The sequence below is a fragment of the Pseudomonas fluorescens genome, assembly GCF_902497745.1.
Lineage (GTDB): Bacteria > Pseudomonadota > Gammaproteobacteria > Pseudomonadales > Pseudomonadaceae > Aquipseudomonas > Aquipseudomonas fluorescens_BM.
In genome coordinates this window covers 1-18,226 of the sequence record NZ_CABVHJ010000026.1, presented here as the reverse complement: position 1 = coordinate 18,226, position 18,226 = coordinate 1, and the positions used below count along the sequence as shown (strand labels likewise).

At 56.8% G+C, this 18,226-nt stretch carries 19 protein-coding genes and 2 pseudogenes; 12 read left to right on the top strand and 9 right to left on the bottom strand.

The window, feature by feature from the left end; all coding sequences use genetic code 11:
- The first annotated feature begins 119 nt into the window (after positions 1-119).
- Both F8N44_RS28130 and F8N44_RS28125 read left to right on the top strand, forming a co-directional pair.
- On the top strand, positions 120-542 hold the full coding sequence (locus tag F8N44_RS28130) for a bleomycin resistance protein (RefSeq protein ID WP_150652615.1): 423 nt from the start codon (positions 120-122) through the stop codon (positions 540-542).
- 154 nt (positions 543-696) lie between these two features.
- Complete coding sequence (locus tag F8N44_RS28125; protein ID WP_150652614.1) at positions 697-2,238, top strand: class I SAM-dependent methyltransferase; 1,542 nt, start codon at positions 697-699, stop codon at positions 2,236-2,238.
- A gap of 117 nt (positions 2,239-2,355) precedes the next feature.
- Here the strand turns inward: F8N44_RS28125 and F8N44_RS28120 are convergent, their stop codons facing one another.
- Positions 2,356-2,826: an anti-virulence regulator CigR family protein gene (locus F8N44_RS28120; RefSeq protein ID WP_191630966.1), complete on the bottom strand. Its 471-nt coding sequence runs from the start codon at positions 2,824-2,826 to the stop codon at positions 2,356-2,358.
- Positions 2,827-2,932: 106 nt separating this feature from the next.
- On the opposite strand from F8N44_RS28120, the pseudogene F8N44_RS31915 reads away from it, so the two are divergent.
- The 3 genes and pseudogenes from F8N44_RS31915 to F8N44_RS28105 all read left to right on the top strand — a co-directional run.
- Positions 2,933-3,046 (top strand): annotated as a pseudogene (locus tag F8N44_RS31915) (methylmalonyl-CoA epimerase); the annotation flags it as partial.
- Between the two features lie 65 nt (positions 3,047-3,111).
- Positions 3,112-4,020, top strand: coding sequence for an alpha/beta fold hydrolase (locus F8N44_RS28110; RefSeq protein WP_150652612.1), 909 nt, complete (start codon positions 3,112-3,114; stop codon positions 4,018-4,020).
- 169 nt (positions 4,021-4,189) lie between these two features.
- Positions 4,190-4,345 (top strand): DUF2986 domain-containing protein, encoded by a 156-nt coding sequence (locus F8N44_RS28105; RefSeq protein WP_077572520.1) that lies wholly within the window; start codon positions 4,190-4,192, stop codon positions 4,343-4,345.
- 265 nt (positions 4,346-4,610) lie between these two features.
- Here the strand turns inward: F8N44_RS28105 and F8N44_RS28100 are convergent, their stop codons facing one another.
- On the bottom strand, positions 4,611-5,495 hold the full coding sequence (locus F8N44_RS28100; RefSeq protein ID WP_150652611.1) for an ETX/MTX2 family pore-forming toxin: 885 nt from the start codon (positions 5,493-5,495) through the stop codon (positions 4,611-4,613).
- A 243-nt stretch (positions 5,496-5,738) separates the two neighbouring features.
- Between F8N44_RS28100 and F8N44_RS28095 the strand changes: the two genes are divergently transcribed.
- From F8N44_RS28095 to F8N44_RS28085, 3 genes and pseudogenes are all read left to right on the top strand, one after another.
- Positions 5,739-6,461 carry a helix-turn-helix transcriptional regulator gene (locus F8N44_RS28095; RefSeq protein ID WP_191630963.1) on the top strand — a complete coding sequence of 241 codons (723 nt, stop codon included), beginning with the start codon at positions 5,739-5,741 and terminating at the stop codon, positions 6,459-6,461.
- A gap of 149 nt (positions 6,462-6,610) precedes the next feature.
- Positions 6,611-7,159, top strand: coding sequence for a GNAT family N-acetyltransferase (locus tag F8N44_RS28090; protein ID WP_224794824.1), 549 nt, complete (start codon positions 6,611-6,613; stop codon positions 7,157-7,159).
- Positions 7,160-7,205: 46 nt separating this feature from the next.
- Positions 7,206-7,704, top strand: a pseudogene (locus tag F8N44_RS28085) (helix-turn-helix domain-containing protein); the annotation flags it as partial.
- Here F8N44_RS28085 and F8N44_RS28080 read toward each other — a convergent pair.
- The 7 genes from F8N44_RS28080 to F8N44_RS28050 form a co-directional block, all read right to left on the bottom strand.
- Positions 7,664-8,419: a class I SAM-dependent methyltransferase gene (locus F8N44_RS28080; protein WP_150652609.1), complete on the bottom strand. Its 756-nt coding sequence runs from the start codon at positions 8,417-8,419 to the stop codon at positions 7,664-7,666. The pseudogene F8N44_RS28085 and the gene F8N44_RS28080 sit on opposite strands and share 41 nt — an antisense overlap.
- A gap of 116 nt (positions 8,420-8,535) precedes the next feature.
- Entirely contained in the window at positions 8,536-8,970 is a 435-nt protein-coding gene (locus F8N44_RS28075) for an SRPBCC family protein (protein ID WP_150652608.1), read from the bottom strand.
- A 64-nt stretch (positions 8,971-9,034) separates the two neighbouring features.
- Positions 9,035-9,421 carry a nuclear transport factor 2 family protein gene (locus F8N44_RS28070; protein ID WP_150652607.1) on the bottom strand — a complete coding sequence of 129 codons (387 nt, stop codon included), beginning with the start codon at positions 9,419-9,421 and terminating at the stop codon, positions 9,035-9,037.
- Between the two features lie 81 nt (positions 9,422-9,502).
- The gene (locus tag F8N44_RS28065; RefSeq protein ID WP_150652606.1) at positions 9,503-10,246 is read right to left on the bottom strand and encodes an SDR family oxidoreductase; all 744 of its coding nucleotides are present in this window, start codon (positions 10,244-10,246) and stop codon (positions 9,503-9,505) included.
- 46 nt (positions 10,247-10,292) lie between these two features.
- On the bottom strand, positions 10,293-11,396 hold the full coding sequence (locus tag F8N44_RS28060; protein WP_150652605.1) for an alkene reductase: 1,104 nt from the start codon (positions 11,394-11,396) through the stop codon (positions 10,293-10,295).
- Between the two features lie 133 nt (positions 11,397-11,529).
- Positions 11,530-12,786 (bottom strand): cation:dicarboxylate symporter family transporter, encoded by a 1,257-nt coding sequence (locus tag F8N44_RS28055; protein ID WP_150652604.1) that lies wholly within the window; start codon positions 12,784-12,786, stop codon positions 11,530-11,532.
- 112 nt (positions 12,787-12,898) lie between these two features.
- Positions 12,899-13,324, bottom strand: a complete 426-nt coding sequence (locus F8N44_RS28050; protein WP_026000724.1) for a VOC family protein — start codon at positions 13,322-13,324, stop codon at positions 12,899-12,901.
- A gap of 156 nt (positions 13,325-13,480) precedes the next feature.
- Between F8N44_RS28050 and F8N44_RS28045 the strand changes: the two genes are divergently transcribed.
- The 4 genes from F8N44_RS28045 (at position 13,481) to F8N44_RS28030 (ending at position 17,991) form a co-directional block, all read left to right on the top strand.
- Positions 13,481-14,359 carry a LysR family transcriptional regulator gene (locus tag F8N44_RS28045; RefSeq protein ID WP_150652603.1) on the top strand — a complete coding sequence of 293 codons (879 nt, stop codon included), beginning with the start codon at positions 13,481-13,483 and terminating at the stop codon, positions 14,357-14,359.
- A gap of 144 nt (positions 14,360-14,503) precedes the next feature.
- On the top strand, positions 14,504-14,779 hold the full coding sequence (locus tag F8N44_RS28040; RefSeq protein WP_150652602.1) for a hypothetical protein: 276 nt from the start codon (positions 14,504-14,506) through the stop codon (positions 14,777-14,779).
- A gap of 168 nt (positions 14,780-14,947) precedes the next feature.
- A complete protein-coding gene (locus tag F8N44_RS28035; RefSeq protein ID WP_150652601.1) occupies positions 14,948-17,332 on the top strand; it encodes a DUF3772 domain-containing protein in 2,385 nt (794 codons plus the stop codon).
- A 197-nt stretch (positions 17,333-17,529) separates the two neighbouring features.
- The gene (locus tag F8N44_RS28030) at positions 17,530-17,991 is read left to right on the top strand and encodes a DUF3574 domain-containing protein (protein WP_150652600.1); all 462 of its coding nucleotides are present in this window, start codon (positions 17,530-17,532) and stop codon (positions 17,989-17,991) included.
- Positions 17,992-18,226 lie beyond the last annotated feature (235 nt).

Here is an 18,226-nt window from a genome sequence, read left to right as displayed (position 1 = left end):
CAAATGCCGATTGGCGCCGGTATGCTTTATTTCGTCGTTTGAAGCAGGATACGAAGAAAATTCAGCGCCCAATTCATCGAATTTGATCTCGGGCCACACGTCGAAACGGAAGTCACCGCATGTTCGAACGCAACAAACTGGTCCCGGAATTGATGGTGACCGACCTGCAAAAAAGCCTGGGGTTTTGGGTGTCATGCCTGGGATTCAGCATTGCTTATCAGCGGCCCGAAGACGGCTTTGCCTATCTGAATCTGAATGGCGCACAGGTCATGCTCGAACAGATTGATCCGCAGGCCGGCCAGTGGTTGACCGCATCGCTGAGCAAGCCATTTGGACGAGGCATCAACCTGCAGATCGACGTTGAGGCAGTCGCGCCGATCATCGGTCATCTCGGGCAGGCCGGTTTTTCGCTTTACCGTGACTGCCAGGACACTTGGTATCGCGCAGACAATATCGAAGTCGGCCAGCGCGAGTTCATCGTTCAGGATCCCGATGGTTATCTGGTCAGACTGGTAGAGCGCTTGGGTGAACGAGCCATTTGACGATCTTGAATAACCCCTGCGAAAAATCCGCATAAACCCTATCGAATGGTGCCATCCTGCCGACAACATGCTGATGGACACCGAGCGGTTGTCACGACGCAAGTCCACCTCCCTGTAAGTGCCACTTTCCATTACGATTCAAGAGGCTGCACCCATGAGCAATGCCTGGAACGAAGGTTATTTCACCGACGAAGGCTACACCTACAGCTATAGCCGGGAAATCAATCCGGTTTTCCAGCGTTACTGCTTGTTGTTGCGCGGCTTTGCCGGCCTGGACAATCCCGACGGTTACCACTGCGAACTCGGTTTCGGTCAGGGTGTGTCAATCAATATTCACGCCACAGCCAGCCCTGCCGGTTTCGTCGGTACGGACTTCCACCCCGGTCAGGCGGCTCACGCCATTGCGCTGGCGGAACTCAGCAACAACGGCGCAAGACTCTATGACGACAGCTTCGAGCAATTGCTGGCGCGCCATGATTTGCCGCAATTCGACAGCATCAGCCTGCATGGCATCTGGACCTGGGTCAGCCGCGACAACCAGAAACTGATCGTCGAATTCGCCCGCCGCCACCTTAAACCGGGTGGTCATCTCTACGTCAGTTACAACGCCTTCCCGGGCTGGTCGCCTTCAGCGCCGTTGCGCCAGTTGTTCAGCCTGCACGACCGCTTTGCCAGTCACTCGACGCGGCCGGATCAACGCATCGATGCCGCGTTGCAGTTTTCCGAAGCGCTGCTGGCAGCCAACCCCAAGTACGCCATCGCCGCGCCGAGTCTGGGTGCCCGGCTGCATACCATCAAAGGTCAGGACCGCCAATACGTCGCTCACGAATATTTCAATCGCGACTGGAACTGCATGTATTTCGCCGACATGGTGGATGCACTGGCCCCGGCCAAGCTCGATTACGTCACGACGGCGGTGCCGCTGGATTCGGTCGACGTACTCAACCTGAGCGCTGAAGGCCTGGCCTTTCTCGACGGTATCGAGCACCCGATAATGCGCGAGCAGGCGCGTGACTACTTCGTCAACCAGGCTTTCCGTCGCGATCTGTACGTGCGCGGTGCCAACCGACTCAGCGCGACCGAGCGCCGGTCGCGCATGCTCAGTACGCGATTTGTGCTGATGCAACCGACAGAAAACATAGCGTCCAGCGTCACCGGCCCCGCTGGCGAAGCGTCACTGCAAGCGGAAATTTACGGCCCGGTCCTCAATGCACTCGCCGGCCAGACCTACGAAGCCAAAACGATGCAGCAGGTGCTCGATGCGGTGTCACCAATGGCCTACGACGATCTGGAACAGGCCATCGCCATCCTGGTCAGCATGGGCGCGGTAGCGCCTTGTCAGAGCGAAGCCGCCGAGGCGCTGGTGTACGAACGCTGCGCCGCGTTCAACCTGCAACTGTGCAAGCGCGCGCTGTTCAATGCCGACATTCAGGTGTTGAGCAGTCCGGTCACCGGGGGTGGCGTCACGGTCAGTCGTTTCCAGCAACTGTTCCTGATTGCGATCCGCCAAGGTAAGCAGCACCCGGCGGAGTGGGCGCAACTGGCGTGGAGCGTCATTGCCGAACAAAACGAAGTGTTGGTCAAGGACGGCAAAGCGCTGACCACCGCCGATGCCAACATCGCCGCGCTGACCGAACAGGCCCAGGCGTTTGCCGAGCAATCACTGATCGTGCTGAGTGCTTTGAAAATCGTCTGATCAAAGTGGGTGGCGCGCCGTGTTGCAGGCAAATCTACTGCCACTCGCGCCATCAGCACAGACCACTGCCGGCAGGCAAAAAAAACCTGGCCACTGCAGCATTTCCCAAGGGGCGTCTTAATCAAACGCCCCGTTGAGGACCTCATAAATCAGCCCGGTTGCGAGCGCAACGAGGAGCAGGTCCGTGCCCACCTGCTGCCATTCATAACCATCGTAATGCGGCAGATGACCGACCAGACGTCCATCGAGTTTTTTCGCGATACCGGGCGGCAACGGTTTGCCGCGTGCAAGATTCTTTTGAATGCCCGGTGGCAGCGCAGGCCCCGGACTCCAGTAGTCACGGTAGCCGCCGACAATCCCGAGCACATTGCCGCGATCAATGCTTGGGCCATGACTCCAGTTATCACCGGAGTTGTTGCCCTTGTTGCCGCCATTGCCTTTCTGGTTACCGTGTCCCTGCACGTCCTGCGAATTGCCCTTGCCATTGCCTTGGCCTTTTCCATTACCGGGATCAGCCAATGTCATCGCCGAACTGAAAACCAGGGCCAGGGAAGAAATCGTTGCAATCAACGTGCGTGACTTGATCATCGGGCGTGCCTTCATGGTGGGATGCTCCTGTGTCAACTTGACGTTACACATCAGCTTAGTTTATTCCGGCTGACCGACCATCGATTACAGCCCAGCCCATCGACACCCGTCCGGAACGCGCATCATCTGGCTGCCGAAACGCTTAGGACATTTCTCGATCGAAATTCTTGAAGAGCAGGCGCTGGGGGCGTTTATCGAGGCGGCGTTTGCTTGCAGATGAAACTCCGCCGGCCCTGATCGATACGTCTACGCTCTCTCCATCCCCCCACGCTTGGAGACTTCGTCATGACTCGTCCGCTATTGGCCGCCCTCGCCTTTATGGCCCTGAGTTTCCAGGCTTTTGCCGACATCGTCTCCTTCCCGCCGACATTCCACACTCAGGACATCAAGGTCGAAGGCGCCACCCTGCACGTGCGGGTCGGTGGCAAGGGGCCGGCCGTGGTGCTGTTGCATGGCTTCGGCGATACCGGCGATATGTGGGCACCGCTGGCGGCGGATCTGGCCCGTGACCACACCGTAGTGGTGCCGGATCTGCGTGGCATGGGGTTGTCGTCGATCCCGGAGGGCGGCTACGACAAGAAGACCCAGGCCGGCGACATTCGTCAGGTGTTGAGCGCACTGAAGATCGAGCATTCGGTGGTTATCGGGCATGACATCGGCACCATGGTCGCGTTCGCCTATGCCGCGCGTTATCCCGAACTGACCGAGCGGCTGGTGGTGATGGATGCGCCCGTGCCCGGTATCACACCGTGGAACGACATCGTTCGTTCGCCGATGCTCTGGCACTTCGATTTTGGCGGTGCGGACATGGAGCGTCTGGTGGCCGGACGTGAGCGCATCTACCTCGACCGTTTCTGGAACGAGTTCGCCGGCACACCGGCCAAAGTCGATGAAGGCACCCGTCAGCACTACGCCAAGCTTTACGCCCGCCCTGGCGCCATGCGCGCCGCATTCGCCCACTTCCGCAGCATCCGTCAGGACGCCCTCGACAATGCTCCGGTTCTGCAGAAACACTTGAGCATGCCGGTGCTGGCCGTGGGCGGTGAAAAGTCCTTCGGCAACAATGAAGCGATCGTCATGCGCAATGCTGCAGACAACGTGACCGAGGTGGTCATTCCAGCAGCGGGACATTGGTTGATGGAGGAAGCCCCGGCGCCGACCATCAAGGCTGTACGCGACTTTATCGCCATGTGAGGAATTGGCATTGCCTTGGCCCGAGGCTTACGTCAGGATTCGCCCCTTTTCGAGGGCAAAGCGCAAACGTGGAGATAATGGACCGGACGTCGACCGACGGCGCAGCCATTGATGCGTACGTTTACGCCCTTCGCTAACCGATATTCAAACTTGCAGACCGGGTAGAAACATGAATCGCCAAAAGAAACTCAAGCAGTTGTTCAAGGAAAAGGCCAAAAAGGCCAGCGCCAAACTCGCGCCGAAAAAACCCAAGTACATCAGCAAGGCTGACCGGGCGAAACTGGAAGCTGAAGCCGCAGAGCCAGTCGAAACCAGCGAAAGCTGAAATCCCCCTCAGCTACAACGGCAACGGCCGATCCTGCACCACCCTTTTCATCACCAGCGTCGAGGTCAGCAGAGCGTCTGGGTTGATCATGATCATCATTGCGCTGGTACTGTTTATTGAGCAGTGGCGCGGCTGATCTATGCTGCCTGTTTGCCTAACTGAACCCAGCATTCCCCTTGAATGGCCGGAAACAGACTTTGAACCTGGCCAGCCCTTCTTTTTTCAGAAGTGCTGGCCGGGTCGACTGATTAATCAGAGACGACCGTCAATCCACGTTATCTCTCGATTCATTGATAGCTGAGATGGTTTTAAATTCTACTTCCGGTCGAGTACTTACATAACCGTAATAGGTTTTGACCGCTTCTGATTTTCCGGGATATGGCTGTTCATGGGCGATGGTTTTCAAGCTCAGGCCCATGCTGCTGTGGAACGTCCCGCTGGCCTGAGCAGTCACCCCGCCGCCCTGTACGATGTAGCCGGAAGTGCTGATGATGTTATGTTGAATACACTCGGAGAAAACCTGTTGAACCGGGATGAACCACAAATAGTGGTAATCACCGTTATTGTTGATTGCCACTTTATTATTGAACCAGATGGCAACGTATCCTTGCAGCCAGACGTTCCCGACCCACTGGGTATTCAGTTCGGTGAAGCTCAAGTCGACCTCACCCCATCCGTGGGTGTGGGGAGAAATTGGCACTTTGGTCGACGCACCATAATTGGAGGCCTTGGACTCGCTCGCGCCCTGCGTTGAAGACAGGGTCATTTCAACGGTACTGCTTGTTTCCGCGCCACCTACTAGTGGAATGCCCGCGTTGGCTTTTACCGTGACGCCGACTTTGAGTTGTTCCGTAACGCTCCAGGTAAAGGTATCCGTCAAGCCTTGTTGCAAACTCACCACATGTTCTATGACCTGACCGCCGTCATTGACAGTGTCGTATTTACCTAACAGAGCGCTGCCACCATCTTTTTGCACAAAACTCGAGTACACCAGATCTCTCGGTGGCGTCACATTGGTTTGATATTGCATGTAATTCTTGGTGTCTTTGTTACGGGCATATTGTGTGCTTTCAGTAAACCAGCAGGTTGTTCCGTATTGAGCAGTTTTCCAGCGCCCCCATGCGTTAGTGATCGTGTCGATATCATTCATGATAGTTTTCTCCATTATTTCAGGCAGATTCTTCACCGTACTCGGCTGCCCATCAATGGCAGCCACGATCAGCGTGGTTGAAAAAAACGCCCTATAACTACTAATGTTGATAGTTTTTCAACATATTCATGTGCTACGCGACCTTATCTCTGAGTCGACTTGCGCCTGTCTGGTTGAAAACTCTGCAACCTCTAGCTAGCCTGACGGTTCGCCCCTGATACCGAATCAAGGATAGATATGGTCGTGGCTAAACATAACGTTGATTTTCGACAAGCATTTGACTACGCGCGAGTTTCATTCGCGGGCACGTTTCAAAAGGAACTGACAAGGAGGATCCTGCTAAAGACAAACTGCAGCCATTATGCAATTTTCTACAAGGCGGCAGTCCCCGTATCACTTCCGAAAGTCTATCTCACTGACAACTTTGACTTTTCCTGTCGGGTTATCTACGACCAGGAAAAAATCTGGATGATGGACCCGGTTCTGGATATAGCCAGTGACGTAGAAATACATCACTGGAGCAACGGGCTGCCCCTGTCGTCACCGAGCATTGTCACATTGGTAAAAACGTCCGCAGCCAATCGCCTGGCAGATGCTTCGACTTTAATTTATCCCATGCGTAACGGCAGCGTGGCGTCATTGACTCTGATTTGGGCGAACGCAGACCGACCCGACATTGACTTCAATGAAACATACGAAACATTGTTCTCGGAATCACGAATGGTCGCCAAAAAAATAAGTCACCTGTCGAAATGCAGCCAATCCGTGGCGAGCAGTCAGCTAAATATTCGTGAAGTACGCATAATGCGCCTGCTCGCTGATGGCCTGACATCCAAGCAAGTGGCCGACACCATCAACGTCACGCGTGCGACCGTATACTTTCACGTCAAACAGTTCACCCGAAAAATGAATTCTTCAACACGTTCAGAAGCCATTATCAAAGCGGCGTTGCTTAGAATGATATAAGGCAAATTACTTGCCGGATAAAAACCCGAATCATCAAAGCAAGCTCTAAGACCGAGTGGCCCCACGAATCCCCCTCGAATTGGATCTTTCCTTGACCGTTCCCCGCCCTAAACTGGCCGCACCCCCCGGATCGACCAGGAACGGACACCATGCCTGTAAACAAATTCGACTGCCAACCCGCTCTGTACGGAAGCACGCTGACACTCAGGGCGTTGACCGCCAGTGATGTTGAAGCAATGTTTCTAGCCGCCAGTGACCCTCTCATCTGGGCCGGCCACCCCGCCAGCGATCGCTATGAACGGCAGGTATTTGAAGCGTACTTCGCGGCACGACTGGCCAGCGCAAAAGCACTCGCCGTCATCGATATCGAGTCGGGGCAGATCGTGGGAATGTCCAGCTACTACTCCCCGCCTGATCAACCCGAAAATATCGCCATCGGCTACACCTTTCTGGTGCGGGCGAAATGGGGTGGCGATGCCAATCGTGAGTTGAAGCGATTGATGCTGGAGCATGCCTTCAAGACCTACGACATCGTCTATTTCCACATTGGCCCCGCCAACATTCGTTCGCAAAAAGCGCTGTTGAAAATCGGCGCCGGGCACTTATATGACGCCGAACTGAACCTTTCCGGGGCACCCGCCCTGTGCAAGTGCTACGGATTATCCAGAGCACAGTGGCTGGCGAACCCGCAGGCGTAGCAGCATTGCGTGCACGTGCCCTGACCCCAAGGGGATCACCAGTAAACAAGCGGCGCAGCGCCTCGGACTGCCGGGGCAATGCCAGGTGCTGGAGATGTCGCCGTTGTTGCGCCACCTGCTGTGAAAAGCCATCGATGTCCCCGCGCTATTCCACTCAAGGGCATGAAGGCCATTTAATGGGGTCGCTGCTGCATGAAATCGCCAGCATGCCTGCGCTTTCGCTCAACGCGCCGTTGCCGGCAGAACCTCGATTGGCGACGGTATGCCGTGCGTTTCTGCAACAACCTTCTTTGCAGGTCGGTATTGATGAAATGGCGCACCGTGCGGGCATGAGCCGATGCACCTTTACCCGACACTTTCGGCTGCACACCGGGATCAGCTATATCGAATGGCGGCAGCAAGCCAGTCTGCTGGCGGCGATTGTCATGCTGGGCAAAGGTCAGTCGGTCACACAGGTCGCCATGGACTTGGGTTACAGCAGCTCCAGTGCGTTTGCGACGGTGTTCAAGCAAGTGTTGGGAGAAGTGCCGAGTCGCTACTTTTAGAGGCGTCCGTTTTACACGTCAGCCACGCGCCCCAGAACAAACTGCTGAAGAACCGCGTCGCTTCACCAAATCCCGCCTCGTGCAACAGCGCCTGAACCGCCGCCTCGGAATGCGGTGGATCGGCGCCTTGCAGAATCTTGCCCAGCTTGGCCTTCACCTCTTCTGCGCTGGCGCCCTGCTGTCGCCAACGCTGGCCCCACGCTTCCAGCAACAATGGCTGACTGGCATAGGCGTAATGGTTGCCCGCGACAATCAGCGGCGCGCCCGGCTTGAGACGTGCGTGAATCGATTGCAGGATCTGGCGCTTGGGTTCATCACCGTTCAAATGATGGAGCACGCCGATCAACGTCGCCGCGTCGAATGATGCATCCGCCGGCAAGTCCTCGACATCCCCGAGGTGCACTTGCGTCCGGTGCAGCAAGTCGTTGACCTCCAAATGCTGCACGGCGGCTTCAAGCATCGGCGCGGAAGGATCAACGGCGATGAAACGCCACTGCGGTTCCAGCGCCGCCATTGCAATGATTTCCTGCGCCGTACCGCCAGCGCCGACCACCAGTATGTTGGCCGGACGCGAACCGAGACTGGCGGCCAACATGCAGGCCGCCAGATCGTGACAGGTGTCGTAGCCGGCCAGGGCGATGCGGCTTTGTCGGGCGTATTCGCTGGCGCGCAAGGTGTCGAATTTTTCTGCGGGAGAGGTCGAGGTTTGGCTCACGGCAATGCTCCTTGTTTTTGAGCACGCTACGCCGAAGTGAGCGCGAGGAAAAATTCATTCGTCTCATGCCCTGCATTCCTCGCAGGAATGCGGGCGTGTAAACGTTGTGTGCTGTGTTACTCAGCCAGTAATGCCTGCAGCCCATTGTGACCGTCGACGATCAGGCTGCGGATCAGTGCCTGATAGTGCTCAGCGTCATTCGGCTCTTGAAGATCGAAACTCGCCGACCAACTGAGGAGCGTTTTGTCTTGCCCGGTCAAAGCGACCAGCTTCACGCTGGCCACATAATTGTCGAGCGGCAAAGGCGCCTCTTCAAAGCGGTAGGACAACGTTAACGTTGATTCATCAACCGACAACAGACGCTCTCTGACAACTGCCCCATCGGTCAGCGAGAGTGTGCGAATGCAACCTGGCCTTTCAGCCCCCCCGCCCTCGATATGGCTGCTCGCAATCGAAGGATGCCAGGCCTGAATTTCGCCAAACTGCCTCACTACGTTCCAGATCTTTTGTGCATCGCCGTCCATGACAGCGGAAAACTCAACCATCGACATGGCATAAACCCTTGAAATGGATGTTCGCCGATCCCGGCAGCAGACTGCCGGGATCGATGGGTACTCAGCCCTCGAACTGGTGATACACCTTGGCGATGACCTTCCAGGCACCGTCGATTTTGATCAGGGTCAGGTAGTCGTTGTAGTCGGCGCCAATTGCATCCGTTTCCATATCCACACGCACCACCGCAGTGGTCGGTGTGATCGCCAGCACGTCGAGTCGCGTACGGATCTCGGGAGCTGCACCGTTCTTCTCGACAAAATCGAACAGGTTCTTGATCGGGCCGCCGAGCAGTTCGCCGTTGGTGAAACCGTACATCACTGCCTCTTTATGGAAGGCTTGAGCGACGCCTTGCGCGCTACCCATGCGAAGGCCTTCTACGTATTGATTGGCGGTGGCGATCACAGCGTTGTATTCAGCAGTCGGCACGGCTTTGATGTTCCTGGACATGGTTGTTTCCTATCGTTGGAGGTGAGTGACAAAGGCTGCCGGGAGCCAGGATTGGCACCCGGCAGCAGGAACAGCCGACGGTTACCAATCCTGGCGCGTCGGCGAAATGATCAGATCGTTGACGGTGACGTTTTCCGGCTGGTTGAGCGCGTAGATCACGGCACGCGCGATATCGTCAGGTGCGATGGCGATGCGGTTCAGTTCTTGGGCGGCCTTGCGCCCCTCTGGGTCAATGACCTTGTCCGCCCAGCCGGTATTGATGACGCCGGGGCTGACCGTATTGACGCGGATGCCGTGCTGCACGCCCAACTCCTTGCGCATGGACTCGGTCATGGCCTGCACGAAAAATTTGGTAGCGCTGTAAACACCCGCCGCTGGCCCGACCTGATGGCCGGCCACTGAGTCCATGTTGAGGATCTGCCCGGACTTCTGCTCCAGCATCTTTGGAAGTACGGCCGCTGTGGCATTGAGATAGCCTTTGATGTTCACGTCGATCATCTTGTCCCAATCCGCCACGGCCAGGTCGACCCAGTTGGAGAACAGCATCAGCCCTGCGTTGTTCACTAGAATGTCGACAGCGCCATAAGTGTCCTGCGCGAATCTGGCGAGCGCCCGTGTTTGATCCAGTCGGGTTACATCAGTGGTAAAAGCGGCCACGTCGTGACCGGCATCACGCAACTCGGCGACGAAAGCCTGCAGACCCGTTGCGTCCAGAGCAGCGGCAACCACGCGAACCCCTTGTGCCGCCAGCGCGCGCGTCGTGGCCGCCCCGATACCGGAAGATGCGCCGGTGACGATGGCGACTTTGTTGTGTAGATAATTCATGTTCCGCTCCTCTTTACAGTGAATGCGATTGCGTCCGGGTGGGTATTCAGGCGTTAGCGGTGGGCCAATCGATGTAGCCTTTGGCGCCCCCACCGTAGTAACTCTCACGCGGCGCAATGGTCAGTTCGAGACCGCGCTGCAGACGCGCCACCAGGTCGGGGTTGGCAATAAACAAGCGACCAAACGCCACCGCATCGATACGGCCCTGCGCCCGCCGTTCAAGCGCCATCGCCAAGTCGTAATTGTTGTTGCCAATGAACGCGCCTTCGAACTGCCCACTCAACGCGTCCAGATCCACGCCCACCGGCACGGTGCGCGACGTGGCGGTAGCGCCTTCGACGAAATGCAGATAAGCCAGATTGAATCGATTGAGTTGTTGGATCAGGTAGCCGTAAGTCGCCATGACGTTGCTGTCGGGCGGCGTATTCCCGGCATCGGGGGTTACAGGTGAGAGTCGGATACCGACGCGGTCGCTGCCCCAGATGGACACCACCGCTTCGGTGACTTCCAGCGTCAGCCGCGCACGGTTTTCGATGGAGCCGCCGTACTGATCGGTGCGCTGATTGGTCGAATCGCGCAGAAACTGGTCGAGCAGATAACTGTTGGCAGAATGCACTTCCACGCCATCGAACCCGGCGCGCTTGGCGTTCTCGGCAGCCAGTTTGTACTGCTCGATGATTCCTGGAATTTCCGAGGTCTCAAGCGCTCGCGGCATCGACACTTCGACGAAGCCTTTTTCGGTGTAAGTGCTGCCCTCAGCCTTGATCGCCGAAGGCGCGACCGGTGCTTGGCCATTGGGCTGCAACTCGACACTGGAGAAACGCCCGACGTGCCACAACTGGCTGACGATTTTTCCGCCCGCGGCGTGTACGGCATCGGTGACTTTTTTCCACCCGGCGACTTGCTCTTGCGACCAGATTCCCGGGGTCATCGCATAGCCGCGCCCCTGAGCGGAAATGTTCGTCGCTTCGGCGATGATCAAACCGGCACTGGCGCGTTGGGCGTAATACGTCGCGTGCATTTCATTCGGCACACCGTCGTCAGCCATCCGGCTGCGCGTCACAGGCGCCATGACAATTCGATTGGCCAATTGCAGCGCGCCCATGGTCATGGGCGAAAAAAGGTCGGTATCCACAGCGTTATCAATCATAAGCACTCCAAAACAATAGACCAGTCGTCTAGTAAAAAGACCCAAAAAAACGCCCCTTTCTAAGCGGGCGTGCACTCGTTATCAGTGCGGTTCAAACAACAGATATGCGTCGTACCGACTCGCGGTTAAAGACTCACACTTCGGCCGCTGGACGAACGCTTGCAGGTTCAAGCGTTGCTCTTTCCCACTTGGCAATCACCAGCGGCGCGATGGCATTGCCCAAGACGTTCAGCGTGGTCGTGCCGCTGTCGATGATCCTGAAAATACCTGCGATCAACGCCACACCCTCTAAAGGAAGACCGGCCGAAGCCAACGTTGCGGAGAGGATGATGATGGCAAACCCAGGCACCCCCGCCGCGCCTTTCGAGGTCAGCACCATCGTCACCACCAGCAGGATTTGCTGCGACAGCGACAGGTCGATGCCATAGAGTTGCGCCACGAAGATCGTCGCCACGCCGAGGAAAATCGATGCACCGTCCAGATTGAAGGCATACCCGACCGGCACCACGAAACTGACGATCCGACGCGGCACGCCGTAGCTCTCCAAACGGCTCATCAACTGCGGCATGACGGCGGCGGATGCGGCACTTGAGAACGCCAGAATCAATTCACTGCGGAAGTAGCGGATCAATTTGAAAATGTTCTCGCCAATCAAGTAGCAAATGCCACCGAGTATCACCAAGGCGAAGACCACCAGCGCCAGGTAAACCACGCCGATCAACTTGAGCAACGGCAAGAGCGAGGCGAAACCAAACGTTGCGACAGTCGCGCCGATCATGCCGAAGACACCAATCGGCGCGTAGGCCATAACCATTGAGACGACCTTGAACATCGCATCGGAAAGGCTCTGAACCAGCGCAATGGCCGGTGCACTCTTTTCTCTCGGCAGCGCATTCAGGGCGAGGCCGAACAGCACGGCGAAGAACAGCACCGAGAGCAATTTCGCTTCCGACATCGCCACCAGAACATTGTCCGGGACGATGTTCTGCAGGATCACCAGCGCGCCTTTTGACGGCTCCATGTTGATTGACGCCGTGCCGTGGGACAGGCCGGAAATATCGGTGCCGGTACCCGGCTCGAAGATATTTGCGAAACACAGGCCGACAACAATCGCCAGCGCGGTAATCGCAAAGAAATACCCCAGCGACTTGATGCCCATGCGGCCAAACGACTTGTTATCGCCACCGCCGGCAATGCCCAGGATCATGCAGCAGAACACAATCGGTACCACCACCATCTTCATCATCTTGATAAAGATGTCACCCAGAGGCTTCAGAATCTCCGCGCTGACCCATGTTTGATACTGCGGATGGGTATTGAAATACCAACCGACGAGCACGCCAAGCAGCAGCCCGGCAACGATTTGCCACACCAGGGGAATACGTTTCATGTCTAGCCTTTTTGTTGGAATGAAAGGTCTGCGCTAAGGGCAGTTGCTAGAGTCATGAGCTTCCAGCTCACTTGAGACCGAATGGCACAACCGGGTTGTGCCATGACGTTTGTCACTTGGCGAAGAGCTGGCTCATATCCTTGAAAGCCTTGAATTCCAGAGCGTTGCCGCAGGGATCAAAGAGAAACATGGTGGCTTGCTCGCCAACCTGCCCCTGAAAGCGAATGTACGGTTCGATCACAAACTCGGTGCCAAAAGACTTCAGGCGTTCGGCCAACGCTTCCCACTGCTGCCATCCCAAAATGATGCCGAAGTGCGGAACTGGAACGTCATGACCGTCGACCGGGTTGCTGTGAACGCTTTCCTGGGACGCGGTTTTCGGGTGTTCGTGAATGACCAGTTGGTGGCCATAAAAGTCGAAGTCGACCCACTGAGTACTGGAGCGCCCTTCTTCAAGACCAAAAACTTCACCGTAAAAGGTGCGCGCTGCAGCCAGATCGTAAACGGGGATAGCGAGGTGGAAAGGCGAGAGGCTCATCAGAACTCCGATCATATTGTTGTGGGTGGGTGAACATTCCTGCCGTCATCGGCGCCTTGGGTTCAGCCGCTGCCGGGGGATGGGAAACATCCTAGGACGGAAAACAAAACATAAAAATCAATATATATTTCTTAGAAACACAATTAATATTTGTGAATGATCAAAGAACTGAAAACACTCATCGCCGTTGCGCGCGAAGGTACTTTCGCTGCAGCAGGCAACAAAATCGGCCTCACGCAGGCCGCCGTCAGCGCCCAGATCCAGCGTCTGGAAGCTGAACTCGGCTTCGAGCTTTTCGACAGAAAGGGGCGCTCGGCACACCTCAACAAAATGGGCCAGCAGATCCTCCTGCAGGCGCAAGAACTGCTCAGGCTCTACGACAGCCTCGGCTCGACGACGGTGGGGTTGCCGCCCAGCGTGCTGGTCAACATCGGCGCGATTGCTTCGGTGCAGCGCTCTTACTTGCCTGACGCGCTGGCAAAGTTTCACCAACATTGCCCGCAATGCCGATCCCGGGTAGTGCCGGGCTTGTCGATGGAACTGGTCAACCTGGTGGATGCTGGCGAGATCGACATGGCCGTGATCATCCGCCCGCCCTTTTCACTGCAGAGTGATCTGCGCTGGACAACCTTGGCGCTGGAGCCTTACCGGTTGATCGTGCCACGCGATGTGCCGGGCGATGACTGGTCCCAGTTGCTGTGCAGCCAGCCGTTCATTCGATATGACCGATCTTCCTTTGGCGGCAGGCAGGTCGACCGCTTTTTGCGGCAGATGCATTTCACACTGCGTGAGGTCTGCGAACTGGATGAGCTGGAAGCAATTATCAAACTGGTCGAAAACGGTGTCGGGGTGGCGTTGGTGCCGCAAACGGCGCCCGATTTTGCATGGCCTGCCGGTGTAAGGGTACTCGACCTCGGGCAGCACACCTTCCACCGAGATATCGGGCTGGTGCACCGCTCTCGCCAGACCTTCACCGAGCCTGTGCGGATGTTGGCTGAACTGATCAGTGCTCAGGTGAAGATGGGGTATGAATAAATCATGGCTTTGATTGTTGATGCCCTTCAACAAACAACCATTAACTGTATCAATAACGACCATTGATTCAATAAAGTTCTCTTATCAGGCTCGCGGCGTAAGATCGGCTCCAGACCCAACCACTACCCCACGGAGCACACACTCATGAAACGCCAAGCCCTTGTCAGCATCGCTTTCTCGCTCTTCGCCCTGAACGCTTTTGCTGCTGAATCTGCCACCCAGACTGATCCACTGTTCAGCGATGCCGTAGCCGCCGCCACTCAGACCGATCCACTGTTCAGCGATGCCGTAGCCGCCGCAACCCAGACCGATCTGCTGTTCAGCGACGCAGTAGCCGCCGCAACCGAAACCGATCCGCTATTCAGCGACGCAGTAGCCGAAGGTGGTTCAGACCGTTTGATTGAACGCCGTGCCGTCTGAATGCTGCGCTTCAACGCCGTCACCGAAGAAAGGCCCGACCTCACCCGTCGGGCTTTTTTCGTTTTGAAACTCTGCTCACCGGCCCTGCTGTGCCCGAAAGTTTTCCTCCCTGATCGGCTCGATCACCTAACCTCATAGACTGTGTGATCCATTCGAGCCGCCTCACCCATGCGCAACACATTGAAGTCGTTGTTTTTTGTCACGTTCATGCTGCTGGTTGGCGGTAGTCCGACGCTATTGGCTGCCGACTTGCCGGCGCCGGTAACCACCGCTGCCGCGCCGTTGCCGGTGATTTCGCAAAGCGATCTGCAAGCCTTGCAACAACGCCTCGATGGCCTCAAACAACAGATTTCCGCCGCGAACAACTACAACCAGCTCGAAGGCCCGCAGGATCGCGTGCAGGCATTCATTCTGGATGTCGACCGGTTGTCGGCGGCGTTGTTGCCGCAGCAGGCGCAACTGGCCGTGCAGTTAGGGGTGTTGGGAGCGGCGCCAGATGCCGAGGTGGCGGCGGAACAGGCGGATATCGTCGCGCAACGGGCGTCGCTGGCGGAACAGAAGAGCAAGGTCGACGGCACGCTGAAAAGCCTGGCGGCATTGAAGCAGAGTGCGGCGGATCTGATTACGCAGATCGCCGGCATCCGTCGCACGTTGCTGGAAAGCGAACTGACACTTGGCACCGACAGCGTGTTGAGTCCAAGTTTCTGGTCGCCACTGGTGAATCCGACCGAGGATGATCGTCAGCGTCTGCGTTTTTTCGTCACGCAGGTGCGTGACACATGGGCCACCGTGTGGGCCCCGGGCGAACGCGTCTACACCAGTTTGTTGATGGCGTTGGCGCTGATCATCTGGACATTCGGACGCCGGTTGGCCGAACGGGGCCTGACCTGGGTGTGCATTTACCGCATGCCCGAGGGACGTCTGCGCCGCAGTGCGCTGGCGTTCGCCTCGGCGCTGGCGACCATTGCCACCACCGGCATTGCCTTGCAGGTGCTGTTCTATGCCTGCACCCGCCACCAACCGTTACCCCCTGTGCTGGAAACGTTTTCCGAAGAGTTCGAGAAGGTTGTATATGCCTGCGTGCTGATCACCGGGCTTAGCCGCGCGTTGCTGTCGACCGAACATCCCTCATGGCGTTTGCCGGCGATCGCCGACCCGGTGGCGCAGGCACTCAAACCCTACCCACGCCTGTTGTCCTGCACGTTACTGATGCTGGTGACGCTGGTGCAGGTCAGCAATGCCACCGGCATGAGCAGCCAGATCGTGATCGCCGGGCGCGGGGTCATTTCGATCGTCGTGCTGGCAATCGTGACGGTCCTGCTGTTGCGCGTCGGCAAAGTGCGCAAGGCACTGGTCGCGGCCAATGATGCCTCGGCGGCCAACAGCACATTTGCCGGGGTGATTTACACCATCGCGAGCATCTCGATGTTTGTCTCGGCGATTGCCCTGCTCACCGGCTACGTATCACTGGCACGGTTCATCAGTTATGAGTTGGTGTGGGCGTACATCGTGTTATCGGGTTTCTATTTGCTGATTCAATTGGTCAAGGACGTCTGCGAACACGTGTTTTCACCCAGGCACGCGAGCGGCAAGGCACTTAAACAGTTGCTCGGTATTGGTGATCGACGGCTTGATCAGATCGAGATTCTGCTGTCGGGTTTCAGTCGGGCTGCGCTGCTGTTGCTGGCAGTCATCGCTCTGTTTGTCGGCGGCATTGGCACCACCCTCGGGCAATTGGCGAGCAACATCATGGCCATCCTCGGCGGTGCCGGGTTGCGCAAGCTGAACATTGTCCCCGGCCACCTGCTCAATGCCGTGCTGGCGTTGATGATCGGTATCTGGCTGATCCGCGCCCTGCGCCGCTGGCTCGACAATGAATTCCTGCCCAAGACCGACATGGACCCGGGCATGTGTGCGTCGCTGAGCACGCTGTTTTCCAACATCGGTTATGCCTTTGTGATTCTGCTGACACTGTCATCGCTGGGTGTGCAGTGGACGAATCTGGCGTGGATTGTCAGTGCGCTGTCGGTGGGCATCGGCTTTGGTTTGCAGGAGATCGTGAAGAACTTTGTCTCGGGTCTGATTCTGCTGACGGAACGACCGGTGAAGGTCGGCGACTTGATCAGCATCAGTGGTGTGGAAGGCGACATCCGCCGCATCAACGTGCGCGCCACGGAAATCCAGCTCAGTGATCGCTCGATCGTCATCGTGCCCAACTCGCAACTGATCTCGCAGAACCTGCGCAACGTGACGTTGGGCGGCAGCGCTCAAGGCGTGGCGGGACTGGAGCTGGTGTTCCCGCTGGACATCGATCCTGAAGAGGTCAAAGAGCTGCTGCTCAACACCTACCGGGAGAACGAAACCATCCTCGATAAACCGGCGCCGTTTGTGCGTTTCAGCAAGTTGTCGCCGGATGGGATTACCTTGTCGGTGACCGGTTATGTGGGCAGTCCGAGGATTGTCGGGGTGACCAAAAGTGATTTGCTGTTTGAAATTCTCAAGCGGCTGGGAGCGGCAGAGATTGCGTTGGCGAAACCACCGGCGAGTGCGTAATGAATCGGTGAGGCTCTGGCATGGAATATTTTCGCTGTCTGAAAAATCGCTTTCGCGAGCAGGCTCGCTCCCACATTTTTTGCGCGGTGAAGGGTTATTCCCGAAGCGCCTAAATGCCTGCTTTTTAGGTCTTTATTGGCGGTCAGACAGCAACCTTATACTCGAGCGGTTTACTCATCGTTCAATAAGGATGTTCCATGCCTCAACGTCTTTTCCTGGCGGCCTTGTTCCTGGCCGTCGCCGGTTGTGCCAGCCTTCCTCCTGCGTCCGTTCATACCCATGATCCTGCCAGTTCGACCTTGCAAGGCGATGCTTCGCGGCCGGCGCAGGCGCAATGGATTCGTACTGAGTTGTACTTCTCCGTGGGTTCGATTGATGGCAAGGAAGGTGCGGTCAGCCCGGCGCGCTGGCGTGAGTTTCTTGATCAGGAAGTCACGTCGCGGTTTCCTGATGGTTTCAGTGTGTTCGATGCTTATGGGCAATGGCGGGATAAGGGCGCTCAGGCGCCTGAGCGGTTGAGTACCAAGGTGATTGTGATTTTGCATGAGAACAGTGAGAAGAATGTGGCCAACATCGAAGCGATTCGTTTGGCTTACAAGCGTATTACCGGGGATTTGTCGGTGCTGCGGTTGTCGCAGCCGGCGGAGGTGTCCTTCTAAGAGCCCCTCACCCTAGCCCTCTCCCCGAGGGAGAGGGAACTGATTGGGGGATATTGGAGAAGTACGCCGACCTGAACCTGCTTCACTGAATCCGTAATCGATTTCGACCTGTATTTGCCTCACTGAATCCATAATCGATTTCGACCTGTATTTGCCTCACTGAATCCATAATCGACCTCGACCTGTATTTGCCTCACTGAATCCATAATCGATTTCGACCTGTATTTGCCTCACT